The 19,421-nt window shown below is 64.0% G+C and carries 17 protein-coding genes; 8 read left to right on the forward strand and 9 right to left on the reverse strand.

Features of this window, described 5'->3' with window-relative positions; all coding sequences use genetic code 11:
- Positions 1-60 precede the first annotated feature (60 nt).
- Positions 61-4,854 (reverse strand): NAD-glutamate dehydrogenase, encoded by a 4,794-nt coding sequence (locus AC1RTB_RS11565; RefSeq protein ID WP_492878936.1) that lies wholly within the window; start codon positions 4,852-4,854, stop codon positions 61-63.
- A gap of 189 nt (positions 4,855-5,043) precedes the next feature.
- Positions 5,044-5,655: a LysE family translocator gene (locus AC1RTB_RS11570; RefSeq protein ID WP_492878934.1), complete on the reverse strand. Its 612-nt coding sequence runs from the start codon at positions 5,653-5,655 to the stop codon at positions 5,044-5,046.
- A 203-nt stretch (positions 5,656-5,858) separates the two neighbouring features.
- Here AC1RTB_RS11570 and AC1RTB_RS11575 point away from each other — a divergent pair, with 203 nt between their 5' ends.
- Positions 5,859-6,173, forward strand: a complete 315-nt coding sequence (locus tag AC1RTB_RS11575) for a YciI family protein (RefSeq protein WP_492878932.1) — start codon at positions 5,859-5,861, stop codon at positions 6,171-6,173.
- An 83-nt stretch (positions 6,174-6,256) separates the two neighbouring features.
- Here AC1RTB_RS11575 and typA read toward each other — a convergent pair whose 3' ends face one another.
- The 3 genes from typA to AC1RTB_RS11590 form a co-directional block, all read right to left on the reverse strand.
- The gene (gene typA, locus AC1RTB_RS11580) at positions 6,257-8,077 is read right to left on the reverse strand and encodes a translational GTPase TypA (RefSeq protein WP_476781814.1); all 1,821 of its coding nucleotides are present in this window, start codon (positions 8,075-8,077) and stop codon (positions 6,257-6,259) included.
- Between the two features lie 131 nt (positions 8,078-8,208).
- Positions 8,209-9,168 carry a small ribosomal subunit Rsm22 family protein gene (locus tag AC1RTB_RS11585; protein ID WP_492878930.1) on the reverse strand — a complete coding sequence of 320 codons (960 nt, stop codon included), beginning with the start codon at positions 9,166-9,168 and terminating at the stop codon, positions 8,209-8,211.
- A gap of 206 nt (positions 9,169-9,374) precedes the next feature.
- A complete protein-coding gene (locus tag AC1RTB_RS11590; RefSeq protein ID WP_492878928.1) occupies positions 9,375-11,423 on the reverse strand; it encodes a M3 family metallopeptidase in 2,049 nt (682 codons plus the stop codon).
- A 123-nt stretch (positions 11,424-11,546) separates the two neighbouring features.
- Here AC1RTB_RS11590 and AC1RTB_RS11595 point away from each other — a divergent pair, with 123 nt between their 5' ends.
- Positions 11,547-12,023: a MarR family winged helix-turn-helix transcriptional regulator gene (locus tag AC1RTB_RS11595; protein WP_492878927.1), complete on the forward strand. Its 477-nt coding sequence runs from the start codon at positions 11,547-11,549 to the stop codon at positions 12,021-12,023.
- Positions 12,020-13,273 carry a multidrug effflux MFS transporter gene (locus AC1RTB_RS11600; protein ID WP_492878925.1) on the forward strand — a complete coding sequence of 418 codons (1,254 nt, stop codon included), beginning with the start codon at positions 12,020-12,022 and terminating at the stop codon, positions 13,271-13,273. The genes AC1RTB_RS11595 and AC1RTB_RS11600 overlap by 4 nt, the downstream gene beginning before the upstream one ends.
- Positions 13,274-13,276: 3 nt before the next feature.
- On the opposite strand, the gene AC1RTB_RS11605 is transcribed toward AC1RTB_RS11600, so the two are convergent.
- The 4 genes from AC1RTB_RS11605 to AC1RTB_RS11620 are packed head-to-tail and all read right to left on the reverse strand — an operon-like array spanning position 13,277 to position 15,631.
- Positions 13,277-13,681: a nuclear transport factor 2 family protein gene (locus AC1RTB_RS11605; RefSeq protein WP_492878923.1), complete on the reverse strand. Its 405-nt coding sequence runs from the start codon at positions 13,679-13,681 to the stop codon at positions 13,277-13,279.
- Positions 13,682-13,708: 27 nt separating this feature from the next.
- Positions 13,709-14,467: a DUF429 domain-containing protein gene (locus AC1RTB_RS11610; protein WP_492878921.1), complete on the reverse strand. Its 759-nt coding sequence runs from the start codon at positions 14,465-14,467 to the stop codon at positions 13,709-13,711.
- Entirely contained in the window at positions 14,464-15,369 is a 906-nt protein-coding gene (pdxY, locus tag AC1RTB_RS11615; RefSeq protein WP_492878920.1) for a pyridoxal kinase PdxY, read from the reverse strand. The genes AC1RTB_RS11610 and pdxY overlap by 4 nt, the downstream gene beginning before the upstream one ends.
- 4 nt (positions 15,370-15,373) lie before the next feature.
- Positions 15,374-15,631: a hypothetical protein gene (locus AC1RTB_RS11620; RefSeq protein ID WP_492878918.1), complete on the reverse strand. Its 258-nt coding sequence runs from the start codon at positions 15,629-15,631 to the stop codon at positions 15,374-15,376.
- Between the two features lie 102 nt (positions 15,632-15,733).
- On the opposite strand from AC1RTB_RS11620, the gene AC1RTB_RS11625 reads away from it, so the two are divergent.
- The 5 genes from AC1RTB_RS11625 (at position 15,734) to ppa (ending at position 19,340) form a co-directional block, all read left to right on the forward strand.
- Positions 15,734-16,369, forward strand: coding sequence for a LemA family protein (locus AC1RTB_RS11625; protein ID WP_492878916.1), 636 nt, complete (start codon positions 15,734-15,736; stop codon positions 16,367-16,369).
- Between the two features lie 213 nt (positions 16,370-16,582).
- Positions 16,583-17,419: a TPM domain-containing protein gene (locus tag AC1RTB_RS11630; protein ID WP_492878914.1), complete on the forward strand. Its 837-nt coding sequence runs from the start codon at positions 16,583-16,585 to the stop codon at positions 17,417-17,419.
- 6 nt (positions 17,420-17,425) lie between these two features.
- Entirely contained in the window at positions 17,426-18,064 is a 639-nt protein-coding gene (locus tag AC1RTB_RS11635; RefSeq protein WP_492878912.1) for a TPM domain-containing protein, read from the forward strand.
- A gap of 128 nt (positions 18,065-18,192) precedes the next feature.
- Positions 18,193-18,699: a GNAT family N-acetyltransferase gene (locus tag AC1RTB_RS11640; RefSeq protein ID WP_109574280.1), complete on the forward strand. Its 507-nt coding sequence runs from the start codon at positions 18,193-18,195 to the stop codon at positions 18,697-18,699.
- 104 nt (positions 18,700-18,803) lie between these two features.
- On the forward strand, positions 18,804-19,340 hold the full coding sequence (ppa, locus tag AC1RTB_RS11645) for an inorganic diphosphatase (protein ID WP_476783301.1): 537 nt from the start codon (positions 18,804-18,806) through the stop codon (positions 19,338-19,340).
- The last annotated feature ends 81 nt before the right edge of the window (positions 19,341-19,421 follow it).

The raw sequence follows: 19,421 nt of genomic DNA on the forward strand, positions 1-19,421 counted from the left end.
AGTTCGTTCGCTCGGGAAAACGCCTGCCGCCTCAATGGCGGCAGGCCAGATCGAAAACCGTTATCGGCCCGACAGATCGCTCATCAGCCCGGCGGCAACCGTCAGCCGCGACACGGAGATGTCGCCACCTTCCGTCAGCGCCTGCAGCCTTTCGCGGGTGCGGTTGATGCGTTCACCGCCCGCTTCGAGCCAGGCCGCGACGGGATCGGCAGCAGTTCCAAAGCCGGTCAGCGCCGCAACCGCGATGCCCCGGCGTGCCGCAGCGATCGTGTCCGATGCCCGCGACAGCGCCAGACCCTCATAGTAGTCGGAGCTCGAAATCGCATTGGCGGCGTCTTCGATGCGCGGAATCCGGAACGCCTCGCTGACCCCGAAGAACGCCTTGGCGGCGGCAACGATGTCGGCCTTGGCCGTCTTGGCCACCAGCGCGATATCGGGCACCAGTTCGCCGACTTCAAGCAACGACAGCCGCTCGGCCAGTTTCTCTGGAGCCCCGGCGGCGGCAAAGCCCGCCTTGCGCTTCTGGATGCGGTCCTGGGTGAAGGCGGGCAACATCCCTGCGAACTTGTGTTCGAGGGCCGCGCGCGCCTCATGCAGTTCGGCTATGCGGCTCGCCAGCGGTGCATCACCGTGCTCGTTGCGGAGATACCAGCCGCTGGTGGCAAAGATAAGCCGGCTCACCGCCTGGTAAAGATCGAGCTGCGTCATGCCGTCGACAATGTTGTCGAGCGCATCGATCTCGGCATAAAGCGCGGGCAGCGCAAAGCCGTCGCGAACCACCGCAAAGACACGCGCCACGTCCGCCGCCGAGCGGCCGCTTGCTTCCTGCAAGCGGTTGACGAAGGACGGTCCGCCACGATTGACGAGATCGTTGACCAGCACTCGCGTGATGATCTCGCGGCGCAGCCGGTGGCCATTGATCTCGGCTTCGTATTTCTTCGACATGCGGCCGGGGAAATAGCCCATCAGGTCGCGTGCGAACTGCGCATCGTCGGGCAGGTCGCTGGCGACGATGTCGGAGAACAGCACGATCTTGGCGTAGGCCAAAAGCACGCCGAGCTCGGGGCGGGTCAGCGGCTCGCCGCGCGTCTGGCGCTCGGCGAGCGCTGCCGCACTTGGCAGGTTCTCGACCGCGCGGTCGAGCAGGCCACGCGCCTCGAGCGCGCTCATGAAGCGGCCCTGATGCGCGATGTCCTGGAGGCCGCGCCGGGCGGCAAGAGACAGCGCCAGCGTCTGCTCATAGTTGTTGGCAAGCACCAGGCCCGCCACTTCCTCCGTCATCTCGGCCAGCAGCTTGTTGCGCGCCGGGCGCTGAAGCCCGCCGCTGCGCATGGCCGAGGCCAGCGCGATCTTGATGTTGACCTCGACGTCGGACGAGTTGACGCCACCCGAATTGTCGATGGCATCCGAGTTGCAGCGCCCACCCTTGAGCCCGAACTCGATGCGCGCCCGCTGGGTGGTGCCCAGATTGGCACCTTCGCCGATCACCTTGGCACGCACCGCGCTGGCGGTGGCGCGGATCGCGTCATTGGCGCGGTCGCCCACCTCCTGGTTGGTTTCGCCGCTGGCGCGCACATAAGTGCCGATGCCGCCGAACCACAAAAGGTCGACCGGCGCACGCAGGATCGCGCTCATGATCTCGGTCGGCGAAGCCGTTGTCTTGTCGAGACCGATCGCCGCAGCCGCGGCAGCCGGCAGCGTCACCGACTTCTGCGCGCGTGAGACGATCACACCACCCGCCGAAAGCTTCGACTTGTCGTAATCCTGCCAGCTCGAACGCGGCAGGTCGAACATGCGCTTGCGCTCGGCAAACGACGCCGCCATGTCCGGATCGGGATCGATGAAGATGTCGCGGTGATCGAACGCCGCGATCAGCCGTGTCTGCTCCGACAGCAGCATGCCGTTGCCGAACACATCGCCCGACATGTCGCCGACGCCGACGACGGTGAATGGCGTCGTCTGGATGTCGCGGTTCATCTCGCGGAAATGCCGCTTCACCGCTTCCCAGGCGCCACGCGCGGTGATGCCCATCTTCTTGTGGTCATAACCGGCCGAACCACCAGAGGCGAAGGCGTCGTCGAGCCAGAAGCCATGCGCCTCGCTGATGCCGTTGGCGGTGTCGGAGAAGGTCGCCGTGCCCTTGTCGGCGGCGACGACGAAATAAGGATCGTCGACGTCGCGCCGCACCACGCCCTTCGGCGGCACGACCTTGTCGCCGTCGATATTGTCGGTGATCGACAGCATCGAGGAAATGAAGTTGACGTAAGCCGCCTTGCCCGCCTCGAAGGTGGCGTCACGGCTGCCGCCGACAGGCAGGCGCTTGGGGAAGAAGCCGCCCTTGGCGCCTACGGGCACGATCACGGCGTTCTTGACCTGCTGCGCCTTGACCAGTCCCAGCACCTCGGTGCGGTAGTCCTGCGCCCGGTCCGACCAGCGCAAGCCGCCACGGGCGACAGGGCCGAAGCGCAGATGCACGCCCTCTACCTCCGAGCCATAGACGAAGATCTCGCGCCATGGCCGTGGCTCGGGCAGCCCGTCGACGCTGCGCGAATCGAGCTTGATCGCCAGCGACTGGCCCCTTTCCTTCTTGCCGCCGACGAAGTGGTTGGTTCTCAGCGACGCCTCGATCAGGTTGACGTAGCGCCGGATGATGGTGTCGTCGTCGATGTTCGGAACCGCGTCCAGCGCATCCTTGATCTTGGCCTTGAGGTGCTTGAAGGTGACCAGTCCATCCTGTTCCTGCGCCGGGTCGAGCCGGGCCAGGAACAGCCCATGCAGGCCGCGCGCGATATCGGGGTAGCGGTTGAGTGCTGCCGCGATGAAATCCTGGCTCTGCGGAATGCCGGCCTGCTGGAGATAGCGGCCATAGGCGCGCAGGATCACGATCTGGTTGGAGCCGAGGCCCGCCGTCTGGGCCAGCGCGTTGTAGCCGTCATTGTCGGCGTCGCCATTCCACACCGACAGGAACACCTCCTCGAACAGCGCCCCGCCATCGGCGAGGTCGATCGGCTGGCCGTAGGCGTTCTCCAGTTCCATGTCGTGGATGAAGATCTGGTCTTCGCCCTTTTCACCGAGCTCGAACGTGCGTTCGCTGATGACGCGGAAGCCCATGTTCTCGAGCAGTGGCACGCGCCGCGACAGCGCCACCGGCGCGCCATGGTGGTAGATCTTCAGCGAAGCCTGTTGCGGCGACTGGCCGGCATCGCGATAGCAGTCGATGACGATCGGATTGCGCGAGCTGATCGTGGAAATCCGCTCGGCATCAAGCAGCGCCGCCGCCGGCGAAAAGCTGTTTTGATAGTCCTGCGGGAAATGCATGGCGACGCTGACAAGTGCCGCCGGCGAGCCCGCTTCGGCCGAAGCCTCGCGCAGTCCGTCCTCCCAGGTCGTCACGATGTCGCGGATGGCCGCCTCGATCGCCGCCTGCTCGACCTTCGGCGTCTTGCCGCCGGAACGGCCGATGATGAAGTGCACACGCGCCAGCCCGCCTTCCGGGAAAGCGGGGTAATAGGCCGACAGCCGGCCATCAAAGGCATTCTTGAGATAGGCGCCGATCTTTTCGCGCACCACCGAATCGTAGCGATCGCGCGGCACGAAGGTCAGAACGGAGACGAAGCGGTCGAACTGGTCGACCCGCACCAGCGCGCGCACGCGTGGCCGCTCGATCAGGCCGAGGATCGCCTCGGCATGCTTGCGCAGCGTCGGCACGGCGATCTGGAACAGCTCGTCGCGCGGGTAGGATTCAAGCACGTTGATCAGCGCCTTGCCCGAATGGTCGGCGGGATCAAAGCCCGACTTCTGGATCACCGTCTCGGCCTTGGACCGAAGATAGGGGATCTTCATCACCGAGCGCGTGTAGGCGGTCGAGGTGAACAGGCCAACGATGCGCAACTCGCCCGAAAGCTGGCCCTGGGCGTCGTAGGTCTTGACGCCGATGTAGTCGAGATAGGCGCGGCGATGCACCGCCGACTTGGCATTGGCCTTGGTCACGATCAGCGGGTCCGGACCGTGCAGGAACGCGCGGATTTCCGGCGTCGTCGACGTCGCATCGACGGTGTCGCGGCGCAATACCAGCACGTCGGGATCGGCAAGGATGCCAAGTCCCGGCTTGTCGGCGCGTTCCAGCATGCCGCTCTTTTCGCCGCCCGAATATTGGAACTCGCGCATGCCAAGGAAGGTGAAATTGTCGTCGCGCAGCCATTCGAGGAAGGCGATCGCCTCGGTCACCAGGTTCTTGTCGAGCGGGATCGGCGCGTAGCGGAATTCCGAAATCGCCTGGTCGAGCCGCGCCAGCATGCGCTTCCAGTCTGTGACCGCCGCGCGCACCTGGTCGAGCAGCTTCTTCAGCCGCTCGCGCAGCGCCTCGGCTGCTTCCTTGCCTTGCGCCGGAATATGGACATGGATGACGCTGACCTTGTCGGCGGCATCCTCGCCCTTGTGCGAGCCGCCGTCGGTCACGATCTCGTCGACGCCGCCGCGGCCATGGCGGACCATGATCACCGGGTGGGTGACCAGAACCGGCTCGCCGGCGGCCTCGGTGATCTCGCCGAGCACCGAATCGAACAGGAACGGCATGTTGTCGTTGACGACAGTGACGACAGTCACCGGCCGGCCGTGGCGAACGAAGCCTGCATCGGTCTCGATATCGATGACCGAGGAGCCCTTGCGGTGCTTGAGCACGGCCTGTTCGGCCAGCTCCGCCGCGCGTTCCAGCATGCCTGGCTCGTAATCGGCCACATCCTCGGCCGGAGCCCGGGCGAGCAGCAATTCAAGGAGCTGGGGAGGTCTATCGGAGGATTTGGAGGCGGATGCAGTCTTGGCGGTTTTCGCCGTCGACTTCATTGATTCGGACATGACGCTAGTTTCTCCCGTCCCGTCACATGCTTTTGCGACTATCGTAGCAGATGGCCTGCCTTTAGCGACAAAGGTTTGACGGAAGGTTGGGAAAAACGCCTAGGCAATGGGCAGAAAGTGCCTACGGATTGAGCTTACGCAGCGTCCCCAAGGGACGCCGATTCCAAAGCCTGATTAAAAAAATCGCCTTTACCTTGCGGCAATCGCCGCCGCCGCACCGGCCATGGTCGTCGCACTCACCCGATTGGCGATTCGCATCGCCCGTTTGCTCCGCAAAAGCTTGCGCGCCTGCGACGCGGCAAACACCCAGGTGAGGTCGATGGCGATCAGCACCGCCGCCATGGTCAGCGTCAATTCCAGCCAGCCGACGACGGACACCGAAGCGAGGTCGATGATGGTCGGCAGCAGCGCGAGGTAGAACATCATGATCTTGGGATTGCCCAGCGTCACCGCCATGCCGGCTGCAAACAGCCTGAGCGGAGAATCCTGGCTTGGCATCGAGCCTTCCCGCGCTTCGACGGACGCGGTCCACATCTTCCAGGCGAGATAGACGAGATAGGCGACACCGGCCCATTTCACGATCACGAAGGCCATGTGGAACGACTGCGCCACGAAGGCGAGCCCGAACACCGCCAGCGACAGCCAGATCGCCTCGCCGATCCACATCGCGGCAAGGAACGGCAGAACGTCGCGAAAGCCCTTGGAGATCACCCGCGCGATCAAGGCCGCGATCGAGGGGCCCGGCGAGCCGGCGGCGACAACAAGCGCGCCGGCAAAGATCAGAAGCGAAGTCGGTTCCATCGTCTTCTCCAAAAGCATGGAAAGCAAAGCTTACGGCATGCCACGCAACTTGCAATCGCCAGACGAGATGGCAGCCTATGTCATCAACTTTCCGCGATAGCTACCGACACGGGTTGCCGATGACAGCCTACTGGCGAATGAATAGCCCGCGCGCTGGCACGATCCGGGTGGCCGGCATGTCGGCACGCCATGGAGGAGACGTCATGGCCAAGTTTCTCTTCGTCTATCACGGCGGTGCGATGCCGCAGTCGGAAGAAGAAGGCGCCAAGGTGATGAAGGCCTGGATGGACTGGTTCGCTTCGCTCGGCGCGGCCGTCGTCGACGGTGGGGCGCCCGTTGGCAAGTCGCAGACGGTCGGCGCCAATGGCGCGGTCACCAATGACGGCGGCTCAAATCCGACCAGCGGCTACACGGTCGTCGACGCGAAAGACCCAGCCGATGCCGCGCGGATCGCCAAAGGTTGCCCGATCCTGGTGACCGGCGGTTCCGTCGAGGTCGCACCGATCATCGATATGTAAGCAATGAAATGAACGGCCTATGGCCGTAAACGAAAAAGGGCGCCTCTATCGGAGACGCCCTTTCTTGTTTCAAGCCGCGTGACTTACGCGGTCTTCGAGGACTTTTCGAAGCGCTTGCGCTCGTTCGGGTCGAGATAGAGCTTACGCAGGCGGATGGTCTTCGGCGTCACTTCGACCAGTTCGTCGTCCTGGATCCAGGCCAAAGCGCGTTCCAGCGTCATGCGGATCGGCGGCGTCAGGCGCACTGCTTCATCCTTGCCGGCGGCGCGGATGTTGGTCAGCTTCTTGCCCTTCAGCACGTTGACCTCAAGGTCGTTGTCACGGCTGTGGATGCCGATGATCATGCCCTGATAGACCTTGACGCCGGCGTCGATGACCATCGGGCCGCGATCTTCGAGGTTCCACATGGCGAAAGCCACCGACTCGCCCTGATCGTTGGAGATCAAGACGCCGTTGGTGCGACCGGGCAGCTCGCCCTTGTAGGGCTGGTAGGAATGGAACAGACGGTTCATCACCGCTGTGCCGCGCGTGTCGGTCAGAAGCTCGGACTGGTAGCCGATCAGGCCGCGCGTCGGCGCATGGAAGACCAGGCGCTGACGGTTGCCGCCCGAAGGCCGCAGCTCGACCATCTCGGCCTTGCGCTCCGACATCTTCTGCACGACGACACCGGCATGCTCCTCGTCGACGTCGATGACGACTTCTTCGACGGGCTCCAGCAATTCGCCGTTCTCGTCTTTCTGCATGACCACGCGCGGACGCGACACGGCAAGCTCGAAGCCCTCGCGGCGCATCGTCTCGATCAGAACCGCAAGCTGAAGCTCGCCGCGGCCGGAAACGAAGAACGAATCCTTGTCGGCCGATTCCTCGATCTTGAGCGCAACGTTGCCTTCAGCTTCCTTGAGCAGGCGGTCGCGGATGACGCGGCTGGTCACCTTGTCGCCCTCGGTGCCGGCCAGCGGCGAATCGTTGACGATGAAGGACATGGTGACGGTCGGCGGATCGATCGGCTGCGCATGCAGCGGCTCGGTCACGGCCGGATCGCAGAACGTGTCTGCGACAGTACCCTTCGACAGGCCGGCGATGGCAACGATGTCGCCCGCCTGCGCTTCTTCGATCGGCTGGCGCTCGAGGCCACGGAAAGCCAGGATCTTGGAGACGCGGCCGGTCTCGAGCAGCGTGCCGTCATGATGCAGCACCTTGACCGGCTGGTTCGACTTCAGCGTGCCGGATTCGATGCGGCCGGTGATGATGCGGCCGAGGAACGGGTTGGCCTCGAGAATGGTGCCGATCATGCGGAACGGGCCGGGGTGAACGGTCGGTGCCGGAACATGCTTGAGCACGAGGTCGAACAGCGGCGTGAGGCCCTGATCCTTCGGGCCTTCCGGGTTCTCGGAGACCCAGCCGTCGCGGCCCGAACCATAGAGGATCGGGAAGTCGAGCTGCTCGTCGGTGGCGTCGAGCGCTGCGAACAGGTCGAACACCTCGTTGATGACTTCCTGGTGGCGGGCGTCGGGACGGTCGATCTTGTTGATCACCACGATCGGACGCAGGCCAACCTTGAGCGCCTTGCCGACGACGAACTTGGTCTGCGGCATCGGGCCTTCGGCGGCGTCAACCAGCACGATCGCGCTGTCGACCATCGACAGGATGCGCTCGACCTCACCACCGAAGTCGGCGTGGCCCGGGGTGTCGACGATATTGATGCGGGTATCCTTCCAGTCGACCGAAGTCGCCTTTGCCAGGATGGTAATGCCGCGTTCTTTTTCGATGTCGTTCGAGTCCATGGCGCGTTCGGCGACGCGCTGGTTCTCGCGGAACGAGCCGGATTGTTTGAGGAGCGCATCGACGAGCGTGGTCTTGCCATGGTCGACGTGCGCGATGATCGCGATATTGCGGAGGTTCATATGTCTTCTCGGGAGCGTTGCGGGCACTGCCTGTCGACGCGCCGCGTTTCGTGTGGGCGGCTCATACAGGTTTTTTCGCAAATGCGAAAGGGGGGCGGCCAAATCGACTGATTTTCTGCCAGCGGGCAAGACTACAAAATGTCGCCCCAGTCGACACGGCGCGCCGTCTTGAACCGCTCGCCATCGCGCTTGGTTAGCATCTTTTCGTCAATCGAGCCATTTTCCTGGCATAGCTTCAGCTGGATCTTTCCCGATCCGCCGCGCGCCGGCGCCAGAACGCGGGCGCCAAATGTTTCGGCTCGCGTCCGCGATGCCGCAAGGAAGATGTATTTTTCGTCTTCCCATGGCACGTCGCCACGCTTGGTCAGCCGATGCAGGCGCGAGCGCGCCACGCGCCGCGAAAAATGGCACCAGTCAGGCTCGACGATCGGACAGGCCTCACTGTGCGGACAAGGTGCGGCCAGATGCGCGCCCAGTTCGATGAGCCGCGACCGCACCGCCATCATCCGCCGCCAGCCGGCCGGCGTGCCTGGCTCGACCACCACCAGCAGGCCGTTCGTTGCCGCCCACAGCCGCTCGACCAGCGCCAGCCCTTCGGCCGGCGACAATTCGTCGAGCACATAGGCAAGTGTCACCAGATCGGCTTTATCGGCTTTGAAGCTCTTGGAAACATCAGCCGCGCGCCATTCGACATAATCGACGCCCGAATGCGAAGACAGTTCCAAGCCCACCTTGCGGATCGACTGGCTCGCTTCGAGCATCAGCGCCGAGGATACCGTCGGCCAGCAGTCGGCAACCGCCCAAAGTGCGGTGCCTGGACCAGCGCCGACATCGAGCAGGCTCTTCGGCTCGAAATCCGGCAACAGCTCAGCGGCACTTTCGAGGCTCGCCCGCACCGCCGCGAATGTCGCCGGCAACCGCGTCGCCAGATAGGCGCTAGCGAACATCTCATCGGACAAATGCAGCCTGCCATCGCGCGTCTCAGCCCGGTAGCGAGAAGACAGCATATCGGCAGCACGCTGCAGCTCGGCGAGCGGCACGCCTTCAAGCTGTCGGTCGACCGCCGCCCGCAATGCTGCCGGTAGTTCCATTTTCTATGCGGCTCCTAGCCAATACCCTTGGTCGCGTTAGTACCCCCACCCCTACCCACAAGGGGGAGGGGACGCGCGCCGTCGTTATCCTTGCCGTCCAGACGTCAAAGTCGAGCCCAGCCTGCGGCGCCGCCAAGTCCCCCTCCCCCTTGTGGGGAGGGGTTAGGGGTGGGGGTAACTCGCAACAGAGCCTGCCAAGCCGGGAGTCAGCTCAGCCCACGCTTCGCCATCATCGCCTCGGGTGACGGCATCTTGCCGCGGAAAGCCTTGTAGAGCTCTTCCGGATCGGCCGAGCCGCCGGCCGAATAGATGTGCTTGCGCAGCTTCTCTGCCATGGCGGGGTCGAAAGCGTCGCCCGTTTCCTCGAAAGCAGCGAAGGCATCGGCGTCGAGCACCTCCGACCACATGTAAGAATAATAGCCGGCCGAATAGCCTTCGCCCGAAAACACGTGCAGGAAATGCGGCGTGCGGTGGCGCATGACGATTGCTTCCGGCATGCCAAGCTTTTCCAGCGTCTCGGCCTCGAAGGTAGCCGGTTCGGCAGGAGCGTCTGGACGGGCATGATAGGCCATGTCGACAAGCGCCGACGAGGTGAACTCGACCGTGGCGAAGCCCGCGCCAAAGGTCTTGGCCGCCAGCATCTTGTCGAGCAACTCCTTTGGCATCGCCTTGCCGGTCTTGTAGTGCAACGCGTGCTTTTCCAGCACCGCCGGCACCGTCAGCCAATGCTCGTAGAGCTGCGACGGCAGCTCGACGAAGTCGCGGCTCACCGACGTGCCCGCCACCGAAGGCCAGGTGACGTCGGTCAGCATGCCGTGCAGCGCGTGGCCGAATTCATGAAACAGCGTCTTGGCCTCGTCGAGCGACAGCAGCGCCGGCTCGCCCTCCGCCGGCTTGGCGAAGTTCATGATGTTGTAGATGATGGGCGTCGAACCCTTGCCCAGCTTGTAGCCGGACTGCAGCGCACTCATCCAGGCGCCCGAGCGCTTCGACTGCCGCGCGAAATAGTCGGCGAGGAAAAGCCCACGCTTGCTGCCATCGGCGTTGAACACCTCAAACACCCTGGCATCGGGATGCCAGGCGGTGATGCCGGTCTTTTCCTTGAAGGTGATCCCGAACAGCCGCGTCGCCACGTCGAAACAGGCGTCGATGATCTTTTCGAGCTGGAGATACGGCTTCAGCTCGGCCTCGTCGAAGGCGTATTTCTCGGCCCGCAGCTTCTCCTGATAGAAGCGCCAGTCCCAGGCCGCGAGCTTGTCGTTGCTGCCGGCAGCCGCTGCCAGCCGCTGCAACTCGGCCTCATCGGCGGCAGCCTTTTCGCGCGCCTTGTTCCACACCGGCTCCAGCAACTCCATCACCGCCTTCGGCGTCTTGGCCATGGTGTCGTCGAGCTTCAGCGCCGCATAGCTGCCATAGCCCAGCAGCCTGGCCTTTTCGGCACGCAGGCTGAGCGTGTCGCGCACCACGCCGGCATTGTCGGTTTCGCCGCCGGTCTCGCCGCGTCCTGCAAAGGCCTTGAACGCCTTTTCGCGCAGGTCGCGCCGCTCGGAGAATGTCGTGAAGGGTTCATAGATCGAGCGCGACAGGGTGACGGCATATTGGCCCTTCTGGCCGCGCGCCTCCGCTGCCTGGGCCATCGCCCCGCGCACGAATTCCGGCAGGCCGGCAAGATCGCCCTCGTTTAGGAACAGCACCCATTCCTTTTCGTCGGCGAGCACGTTCTGGCCGAACTTGGCGCCGAGCGAGGCAAGCTCCTCGTTGATATCAGCAAGCCGCTTCTTGCCCTCGGGGTCGAGCCTGGCTCCCGACCGGACAAAGCCCTTCCAGGTCTTTTCCAGCACACGCAGCGTCTCGGCGTCGAGGCCGAGTTCGGACCTGCGCGCGTAAAGATCGTCGATGCGGGCAAACAGTTTCTCGTTCATCGAGATGGCCGAGAAATGCCGGGCCATCTTCGGTGAGATTTCGCGTTCCATAGCCTGGATCGCGTCATTGGTGTGAGCACCGGCGCGGCACCAGAAGATCGACGAGACATGGTCGAGCGGCTCGCCGGCCAGTTCCAGCGCTTCAAGCGTATTGGCAACCGTCGCCGGCTCGGCATTGTTGGCGATGGCCTCGACCTCGGCGGCGTGCGCTCCAAGGGCGGCATCGAACACCGGCCCGAAATCGCCGTCTTCGATCCTGGTGAAATCCGGCAGGCCAAGCGGCCCGGCCCAATGGGTCAACGGATGACGCGCGAGATCGATCTGAGCAGACATGAAGAGCTTCCTTGATAACTGCGGACAGCCTCGATGTAGGGCCGGACCGGATGCCGCGCAACCGGATTGACTCATCGCCCATGGTAAACTAAGTGAGCCATATAATAAGGGTTGCTTAGTAATATGCCAACCAATACCGACATCGACACGTTCGGCTTCATCGTCAACGATCTCTCGCGCATCATCCGCGCCGAGATGGACCGCCGCACCACCGAAGCCGGCCTGGGCCTGACCACGGGCGAAGGCCGCGCCCTGTTCAACGTCCTGCGCGCCGGGCCGATCCGCCAGACCGCGCTCGCCGAGCGCCTTGGCGTCGAGGCGATGACGCTGAGCGGCCTCGTCGACCGGCTCGAGGCCAAGGGTTATGTCGTGCGAAAGCCCGACCCCGCCGACCGCCGCGCCAAACTCGTCACGCTGACCGACGCCGGCTCGGCGGTGGTCAAACAGATCGAGCCGATCGCCGCATCGATCCGCAGCGAGGCCGCCCATGGCATCGACCCCGACGACTGGCAGCGCGTGCTGACCTCGCTGAGGGTAGCCCGTGCCAACCTGCTGGCCGCCCGCAGCGAAGCGCTTTCGAGCGAGGATGCGGCGGCATGAACATGCGTTCCGACATTGCGGTCGCCGAAACGCTGGAGGCCGCCCCCGCACCGATCATGAGCGAGCGCCGGGTGTCGATGATCGGCGGCCTGATGGTCGCCATCGGCCCGATCTCGCTGGCGCTGTTCACCCCTGCCATGCCCGAGATCGTCCAGGCTTTCGGCACCACCGAAGCTGCGGTCAAAATGACGCTGTCGCTCTATTTCGGCGGCTTTGCCTTCGCCCAGCTCGTCTGCGGCCCGCTTTCCGACGGGTTCGGCCGCCGCCCGATCACGCTGGTTTTCATGGCGATCTATCTCGCGGCAAGTGTGCTGGCGCTGATGGCGCCCAATATCGAAACACTGGTCGCCGCCCGCTTCCTTCAGGGCGTCGGCGCGGCTGTCGGCGTTTCGGTGGCGCGCGCGGTCGTGCGCGACGTCTTCACCCATGAGCGCTCGGCCCGCATCATGAACATGATCGGCATCCTTTTGGCGCTCGGCCCGGCAATCGCCCCGACGCTCGGTGGCCTGACCATGGAGTTCTTTGGCTGGCATGCCATCTTCATCGTCATGGTGCTGCTCGGCATCGTCGTCATGCTGGTTGCCATCTTCGCCCTGCGCGAGACGGTGACGCGCGACCTGAGCCGCATCCGCCCGAAGGCCCTCATCACCTCTTACGGCTCGTTGTTTCGCAGTCCCTATTTCGTGCTGTGCTGCCTGGTCATCGCCGGCACGACGGGCGCGATCTACACCCAGGCCACGGTTCTGGCCTTCATCCTGATGGAGCGCGTCGGCCTGAGCCCCACCCAGTTCGGCGTCGGCATGCTGATGCAGACCGCCAATTTCATGGCCGGAGCGGTCGTTATGCGCATGTTCATGCGGCGCTTCGGCGCTGCGCGCATGGTGCCTGTCGGCCTGGCCTTCGTTGCCATCGGCTCCATCGCCATGGCCGGCCTGCTCAGGACCTACGAGCCGACTTTCCTGCTTGTCATGGTTCCTGTCGGCATCTACGCCTTCGGCATCGCCATGATCTCGCCGGCGATGATGACGGCGGCAATGGCCCCCTTTCCCGACAACGCCGGTGCGGCATCGGCCATGATGGGCTTTTTCCAGATGGGCGCTGGCATGGTCGGCGGCGCGGTGGCGGCATTGATAGGCGATCCGGTGACAGCCCTTGCCACCGTCATTCCCACAATGGGCCTCATCGCCATCATATCCTGGCTCGGCTGGCGCAGCCTGCCCGAGCCATCGCTGATGACCCGCCTCAAATAGCCGTTAGAAGTCGTTGCAGCCGTCGCCAACAGTCACTTGCGTATTGGCGACGATACGCTGGTTTTTGGTCGTGAAGGTCTCGCGCGCCAAAAGGTCGTTGTTGGGAAAATCATAGCAGGTCAGCACCGTGGTCGTCTCCGCCGTCTGGCTTTCGACCTTGTGGCGGATATTGGCCCCCTTCGCGGCAGTCTGCCACTCGTCCATGGAGCCTATGAACTCGTCCTTGGTCTGGGTGACGCCGAGATCGTCCAGCTTGATCGTCGCGTCGTCGGTGAGAAGTTCCGAAAGGGCAGCCCGGTCGACCTTGAGCAGCGCCGCATACCAGCGCTCGACAACACTTTCCTGCGCATGCGCAGGCATTGCCACCAGCAGCACCACCGCTGCCGCCATTGCACGAATTGGCTTCATCGCACGCCTCCGTGTTGGATCGGGGTATTAAACCCAGATCGCGACAGGAATGCCATGATTATCCCGCCCCGGCGGCGACGGAAAACTTGTGGTCTCGCCACGCCGATGCCGCTCGGCGATCAGCATCATGGCGCAAGCGTCGAGAAAATCATCGGCAGCGGCCCCGCGCGGTGGCTTTAGGTCGAGAAAGCTGCGGTCATGGCCGCATCGTGCCAGTAGGGCTCTGCGCTCTTCCATGCCATCAGGATTGACGCGGCCCTTGATCTTCTTGGGCAAGCTCATCGCCTGCTCGCCATTCAGCCGCCAGAACGCCACTTCGGGATGCGACTCGATCACCCGCTCGCGCAACTCCGGCCGCGCCAGCATCAGCGTATCGATCTCGCGGATCTTGGTGAAGATGCCGAAGGCCTGGATCGACACGCCGCGCGGAGGTTCAGAAGTTTTCGACGCCACGGCACTTGCCCGGCGATGTGCCGCATACCACTCATCGAGATCGGTGAAGGCAGCCACTTCGGCATGGACCGCCGCGCGCGACGGAATCGAAAACACACTCGACTGGCGCTGAGCGAGCAATGGCCGTACCAAAGCCTCCGGTCCGCGTCCGCCCTTGGTCGTGAAATCAGGAAGCCCGATCGGCATGTCGACGGCCACGACGGCATCGCCAGGCAGTGCCGCCAGAAGTCCCGCGAAGCTGCCAAACACCGCAGCGTTCGGCAGTGTCCCGGTGTCGTTGCGGATCACCGCGATCCAGCCGGCCTTGCAGCCGTCGACACCGGCAACCGTCACGCCCCGGATTCCTGACCGGGTTTGCGGCTCCGCGAGGGATGCGTGAGGGTGCGCAATTCGACCATCGCCATCGGATGCGACAGGCTTTGCGCGTCGGTTTCAAGCTGCAGCTCGTCGCCACCGCGCTTGGAGGTGCGGGCAAGGATCTCGTAGACCGAAGCGGTGGTCGTTTGCAGCGCCTTGGCCGCTGTCTCGCCGGCAAGCAGCCGCGCCAGAAACACCGCCGCACTGAGATCGCCAAGTCCGTTCGGCGGCCGCTCGACGGTGCGATGTTCGGCCAGCAGCGCCTGGGTCTGGGTGACCAGCAGATTGCCGGTGCCGCCAGCCATCATTGCATGCGCGGAGGTCACCAGCATCGTCGCCGGCCCGAGCCCGAGTGCTGCCGCCATGGTCGAGCGCATGTCGTCGGCCTTGGCGCCCGAGAGCCACTCCAGCTCGAAGCGGTTGGGTGTGGCGATGTCGGCCAAGGGCAGCAGCCGGTCGCGGATGCCGGCGGCCAACGCCTCGGCAACGTAGAGCCCGCCGGAATCGCCGATGACCGGGTCGCAGACATAAAGCGCCTTGGGATTCCTCGCCTTCACCGTCTCGACCAGCGAGGCCACCGCCTCCACCTGCCCGGGTTCGCCGAGATAGCCCGACAGCACCGCCGTGACCTCGCCCAGCCACGGTGCCCGTTCGAGATCGGCCATCAAGGCGGCGAATTGCTCTGTCGGCGGCACGATGCGCGTCGCGCGGCCATGGCCGGGATGCCAGGGCAAGATCACCGTTGGCACAGCCCAGACCGGATGGCCGAGCGTCTCCAGCGCAAACACCGCCGCGCGGTTGCCCACCGATCCGCGCGCGACATGGCTCGACACGACGATCACCGCGCGTGGCGCGGCTGTCCCGGCTTCAGATGTCATGAAATTATCCGCCTCGAACGAGATAGTTGATCAGCCACAAGACCAGGCCAACGGTCAGCACGAAGCCGAGGATGCGGCCGATGCGCGTGCCGATATGCTCGATCGGGTCCGCCTTGTCGACGTCGGCGGCACTGAGATGTTTGCGCATCTCGCCGGTCTTGCGCGCAACGAAAGAGCCGCCGCCGGGTTCACTCTCGCGCGCTATGCGGTCGAGGATACGGCGCGATTCCTTTTCGCTGTCGCTGTCTCTCGGCGACGTCATCGTCAAAACTCTCCCGGCATCATCGCCAAATCGAACGCCGGTTTTCTCCGGCCGTGTTTGTGATAATGCTGTGGCATCAGTTGCTTTGTCGAGGACAATCAGATGCGCATGCAAGCTTCGCCGGCACTTCCTGCTTTCCGCCTGCTTCCGGCCTTCGTCTTCCTGACGATCGTCGTACCGTTGCTTTCGGCCTGCGGCTACAACACCATCCCGACCCAGGAAGAGCAGGCGAAGGCCGCCTGGAGCGAAGTGCTGAACCAGTATCAGCGCCGCGCCGACCTTATCCCCAACCTCGTCGAAACCGTGAAGGGCTACGCCACGCACGAACAGGACACGCTCGAAGGCGTCGTCCAGGCCCGCGCCAAGGCAACCCAGGTCACCGTCACGCCCGAGACGCTGACCGACCCCAATGCCTTCAAGAGCTTCCAGGACAATCAGGCCGGGCTCACCAGCGCGCTGTCGCGCCTGCTCGCCGTCGTCGAGAATTATCCCGACCTCAAGGCCAACCAGAATTTCATGGCGCTGCAGGCCCAGCTCGAAGGCACCGAAAACCGCATCGCGGTTGCCCGCCGCGACTACATCGAGACCGTGCGCGTCTACAACACCTCGCTGAAGACCTTCCCCGCCATGCTGTGGAACTCGCTGTGGTTCCGCAACCAGCCGTTCCAGAATTTCACCGTCGCCGAAGACAAGCTCGAGGCCCCGAAGGTCAATTTCGGCACCAAGCAGGGCGGGTGATCGTAGCCCCAAGCTCGCAGCGAAGTGGCTGACATAATTATGGAAGTGGGCGCCTGGACACCCCCCTCTGGCCTGCCGGCCATCTCCCCCTCAAGGGGGGAGATCAGCTTGCCGCGCGACCTTGGTCTCTCACGATGGTTGAAAGATCCTCATAGCGGCCGACACTGCCAATCTCCCCCCTTGAGGGGGAGATGGCCGGCAGGCCAGAGGGGGGTGTTCAAGCAGATCCCCGCCCCCATACTCCTCTTCCTTCTGCTTTTCTTGATCCCCTTCGCCGCCCTCGCCGCCGAACTCCCCGCCCTCACCGGCCGCGTCGTCGACAATGCCGGCATCATCGACCCGGCGACCGAAGCCGCACTGGTCCAGAAGCTGGCCGATTTCGAAAAGAAATCGTCCGACCAGATCGTCGTCGCCACCATTCCCAGCCTCGGCGGCGAGGAGATCGAGCCCTACGCCAACCGGCTGTACCGCGCCTGGAAGCTCGGCCAGGCCGGCGAGGACAATGGCGTGCTCTTGGTCGTCGCGCCCAATGAGCGGCGCATGCGCATCGAGGTCGGCTACGGCCTCGAAGGCGTGCTGACCGACCTGCACACCAAGCTGATCATCGAAAACACCATGGTGCCGGCCTTCCGCGCCGGTGATTTTTCCGGCGGCATCTCCAAGGCCGTCGACGACATCGTCATGGTGGTCGAAGGCGACGGCGCCGAACTCGAGGCCCGCGCCAAGCGCAACGAACAGACCAGCCTGACGGGCATGAGCGAAGATGACATCATCTTCTTCGTCTTCATCGCCCTGTGGGCGGCACTGTTCATCGGCGGCATGGCCATGGCGATCCTGCCGCGCATCTACGGCCGCAAGCTCGGGCCTGGCCGCTACATCTGGCTCGGCATGACCTTCAACTACAATCAGCGCTCCGGCGGTTCCGGCGGCGGCTGGAGCTCAGGTGGCGGAGGCTTTTCCGGTGGCGGTGGTGGCTGGTCGTCCGGAGGCGGTGGTTTCTCCGGTGGAGGCGGCTCTTCCGGCGGCGGCGGTTCTTCGGGGAGCTGGTAAAACGACATGACCCAAACCACACTCAACCCCAGTGACCACGAACGCATCGCCACCGCCATTCGCGCCGCCGAGGCCGAAACGGCTGGTGAGATCTACTGCGTCGTCGCCCACCGCAGCGACGGCTATTTCTTCGCCGCTGCCTTTGCCGTCACTGTCGGCGTCCTGCTCGTCAGCCTGGCGGCGGCTTTTGCGCTCGAATATTGGTGGATCGAAGTGCGGCTGCCACACTTCGTCATCGTCCAGCTGCTTGCGGTCGCCGCCGCCTGCGCGCTGTTGTGGTGGGCACCTGCCTTGCGCATCTGGCTTGTGCCGCGCCGCCTGCTCTGGCGCGCCGCGCACGCCAATGCGCTCAGGCAGTTTTATGCCCGCAACATTCACCTGACGACGTCGCGCACGGGCGTGCTGGTCTTCGTCTCGCTGGCCGAACGTTATGCCGAGGTGGTCGCCGACGCCGGCATCCACGCCAAGGTTCCGCAGGACAAATGGGATGGCGTCGTCCGCGATCTGATCGAGCAGGCCCGCGAAAACCGTCTCGCCGATGGCTTTGTTTCAGCCATCGCCACTGTCGGAGCCCTGCTCTCGCAGCATTTCCCGGTGTCATCAAACGACGTCAACGAACTCGACGATCACCTCGTCGAAATCTAGCTTGCGGCCATGGTGAGTCCATTTGGACACACCTTGCCGTGATCCTCGTTCCCAATCGTGTGAAAGGCCTCTCCGCCCGCTGACGGACTCTTTGCAACTGTCGAAACGCGGTTTATGGTTAAGAAACTATGAACACGCTGACCATCGACATCAGAAAAGCCGAGCCGCGCGATGCCGACGCCATCGCCGAGGTCCATCACGAGGCCTGGCGCGGCGCCTATTCCGGCATCATCCCGCATCGCGCGCTGACCACCATGATCAACCGCCGCGGCGGCGAATGGTGGGCCAATGCGATCCGCCGCGCCGCGACCGTCCTTGTCATCGAGATCGGCGGCAAGGTCGCCGGCTACGCCACGCTTGGCCGCAACCGCGCCCGCGAGCTCAAGCAGCAGGGCGAGATCTACGAACTCTACCTTCGCCCCGAATGCCAGGGTATCGGTCTTGGCAGCCGCCTGTTCGCCGCTGCCCGCCAGCGCCTCGCCGACCACGGCCTCAAGGGCATGGTGGTCTGGGCGCTCGAGGAAAACGAGAACGCGCTGTCCTTCTACGCCGGTGCCGGCGGCCGCGACATCGCCGAAGGCGTCGAGGTTTTCGACCAGAAGGCGCTGAAAAAGGTCGCCTTCGTCTGGGAATGATCCCTGGCCGGCCAAAGCACCACGCCTTTGGTCGAATCAATATTGCATTGCACACGCGGCCCAAGGCGTTTATCGGGAGGCACCTTTAATCTGGAGCTTTCCCCATGCGCATCGACGCCATTTCGATCGGCAAGAATCCGCCCGAAGATGTCAACGTGATCGTCGAGGTGCCCGTTGGCGGGCAGCCGATCAAGTATGAGATGGACAAGGAGGCCGGCACGCTTGTCGTCGACCGCTTCCTCTACACCCCGATGCACTATCCCGGTAACTACGGTTTCGTGCCGCACACGCTCTCCGGCGACGGCGACCCGATCGACGTTCTGGTCTGCAACACCCGCCAGCTCATCCCCGGCTGCGTCATCAATGTGCGCCCGATCGGCGTGCTGGTGATGGAAGACAATGCCGGCCAGGACGAGAAGGTCATCGCCGTGCCCTCGCCCAAGCTGACCCGCCGCTACGAAAACGTCTTCAACCACACCGACCTGCCCGAGATCACGCTGCAGCAGATCGAGCACTTCTTCGCCCACTACAAGGATCTCGAGCCCGGCAAGTGGGTCAAGATCGAGGGCTGGCACGACGCGGACTACGCCAAGAAGATGATCGTCGAAGCCATCGAGCGCGCCAAGCAGCTCAAGGCCTGAGGCCCGAAAAGTTCAATCGCCAAAGGGCGCGGCCAGCTCAGCTGACCGCGCCCTCGCTTTGTGTTCCAAGTTGAAGAGCGG

Source organism: Aminobacter sp. GW821-FHT11F06, from assembly GCF_058808215.1.

Excerpts from the sequence above, each read along its gene's own strand:
- AC1RTB_RS11565 (WP_492878936.1), bottom strand. The coding sequence starts at position 4,854 with ATGTCCGAATCAATGAAGTCGACGGCGAAAACCGCCAAGACTGCATCC.
- AC1RTB_RS11570 (WP_492878934.1), bottom strand. The coding sequence starts at position 5,655 with ATGGAACCGACTTCGCTTCTGATCTTTGCCGGCGCGCTTGTTGTCGCC.
- AC1RTB_RS11575 (WP_492878932.1), top strand. The coding sequence starts at position 5,859 with ATGGCCAAGTTTCTCTTCGTCTATCACGGCGGTGCGATGCCGCAGTCG.
- typA (WP_476781814.1), bottom strand. The coding sequence starts at position 8,077 with ATGAACCTCCGCAATATCGCGATCATCGCGCACGTCGACCATGGCAAG.
- AC1RTB_RS11585 (WP_492878930.1), bottom strand. The coding sequence starts at position 9,168 with ATGGAACTACCGGCAGCATTGCGGGCGGCGGTCGACCGACAGCTTGAA.
- AC1RTB_RS11590 (WP_492878928.1), bottom strand. The coding sequence starts at position 11,423 with ATGTCTGCTCAGATCGATCTCGCGCGTCATCCGTTGACCCATTGGGCC.
- AC1RTB_RS11595 (WP_492878927.1), top strand. The coding sequence starts at position 11,547 with ATGCCAACCAATACCGACATCGACACGTTCGGCTTCATCGTCAACGAT.
- AC1RTB_RS11600 (WP_492878925.1), top strand. The coding sequence starts at position 12,020 with ATGAACATGCGTTCCGACATTGCGGTCGCCGAAACGCTGGAGGCCGCC.
- AC1RTB_RS11605 (WP_492878923.1), bottom strand. The coding sequence starts at position 13,681 with ATGAAGCCAATTCGTGCAATGGCGGCAGCGGTGGTGCTGCTGGTGGCA.
- pdxY (WP_492878920.1), bottom strand. The coding sequence starts at position 15,369 with ATGACATCTGAAGCCGGGACAGCCGCGCCACGCGCGGTGATCGTCGTG.
- AC1RTB_RS11620 (WP_492878918.1), bottom strand. The coding sequence starts at position 15,631 with ATGACGTCGCCGAGAGACAGCGACAGCGAAAAGGAATCGCGCCGTATC.
- AC1RTB_RS11625 (WP_492878916.1), top strand. The coding sequence starts at position 15,734 with ATGCGCATGCAAGCTTCGCCGGCACTTCCTGCTTTCCGCCTGCTTCCG.
- AC1RTB_RS11635 (WP_492878912.1), top strand. The coding sequence starts at position 17,426 with ATGACCCAAACCACACTCAACCCCAGTGACCACGAACGCATCGCCACC.
- AC1RTB_RS11640 (WP_109574280.1), top strand. The coding sequence starts at position 18,193 with ATGAACACGCTGACCATCGACATCAGAAAAGCCGAGCCGCGCGATGCC.
- ppa (WP_476783301.1), top strand. The coding sequence starts at position 18,804 with ATGCGCATCGACGCCATTTCGATCGGCAAGAATCCGCCCGAAGATGTC.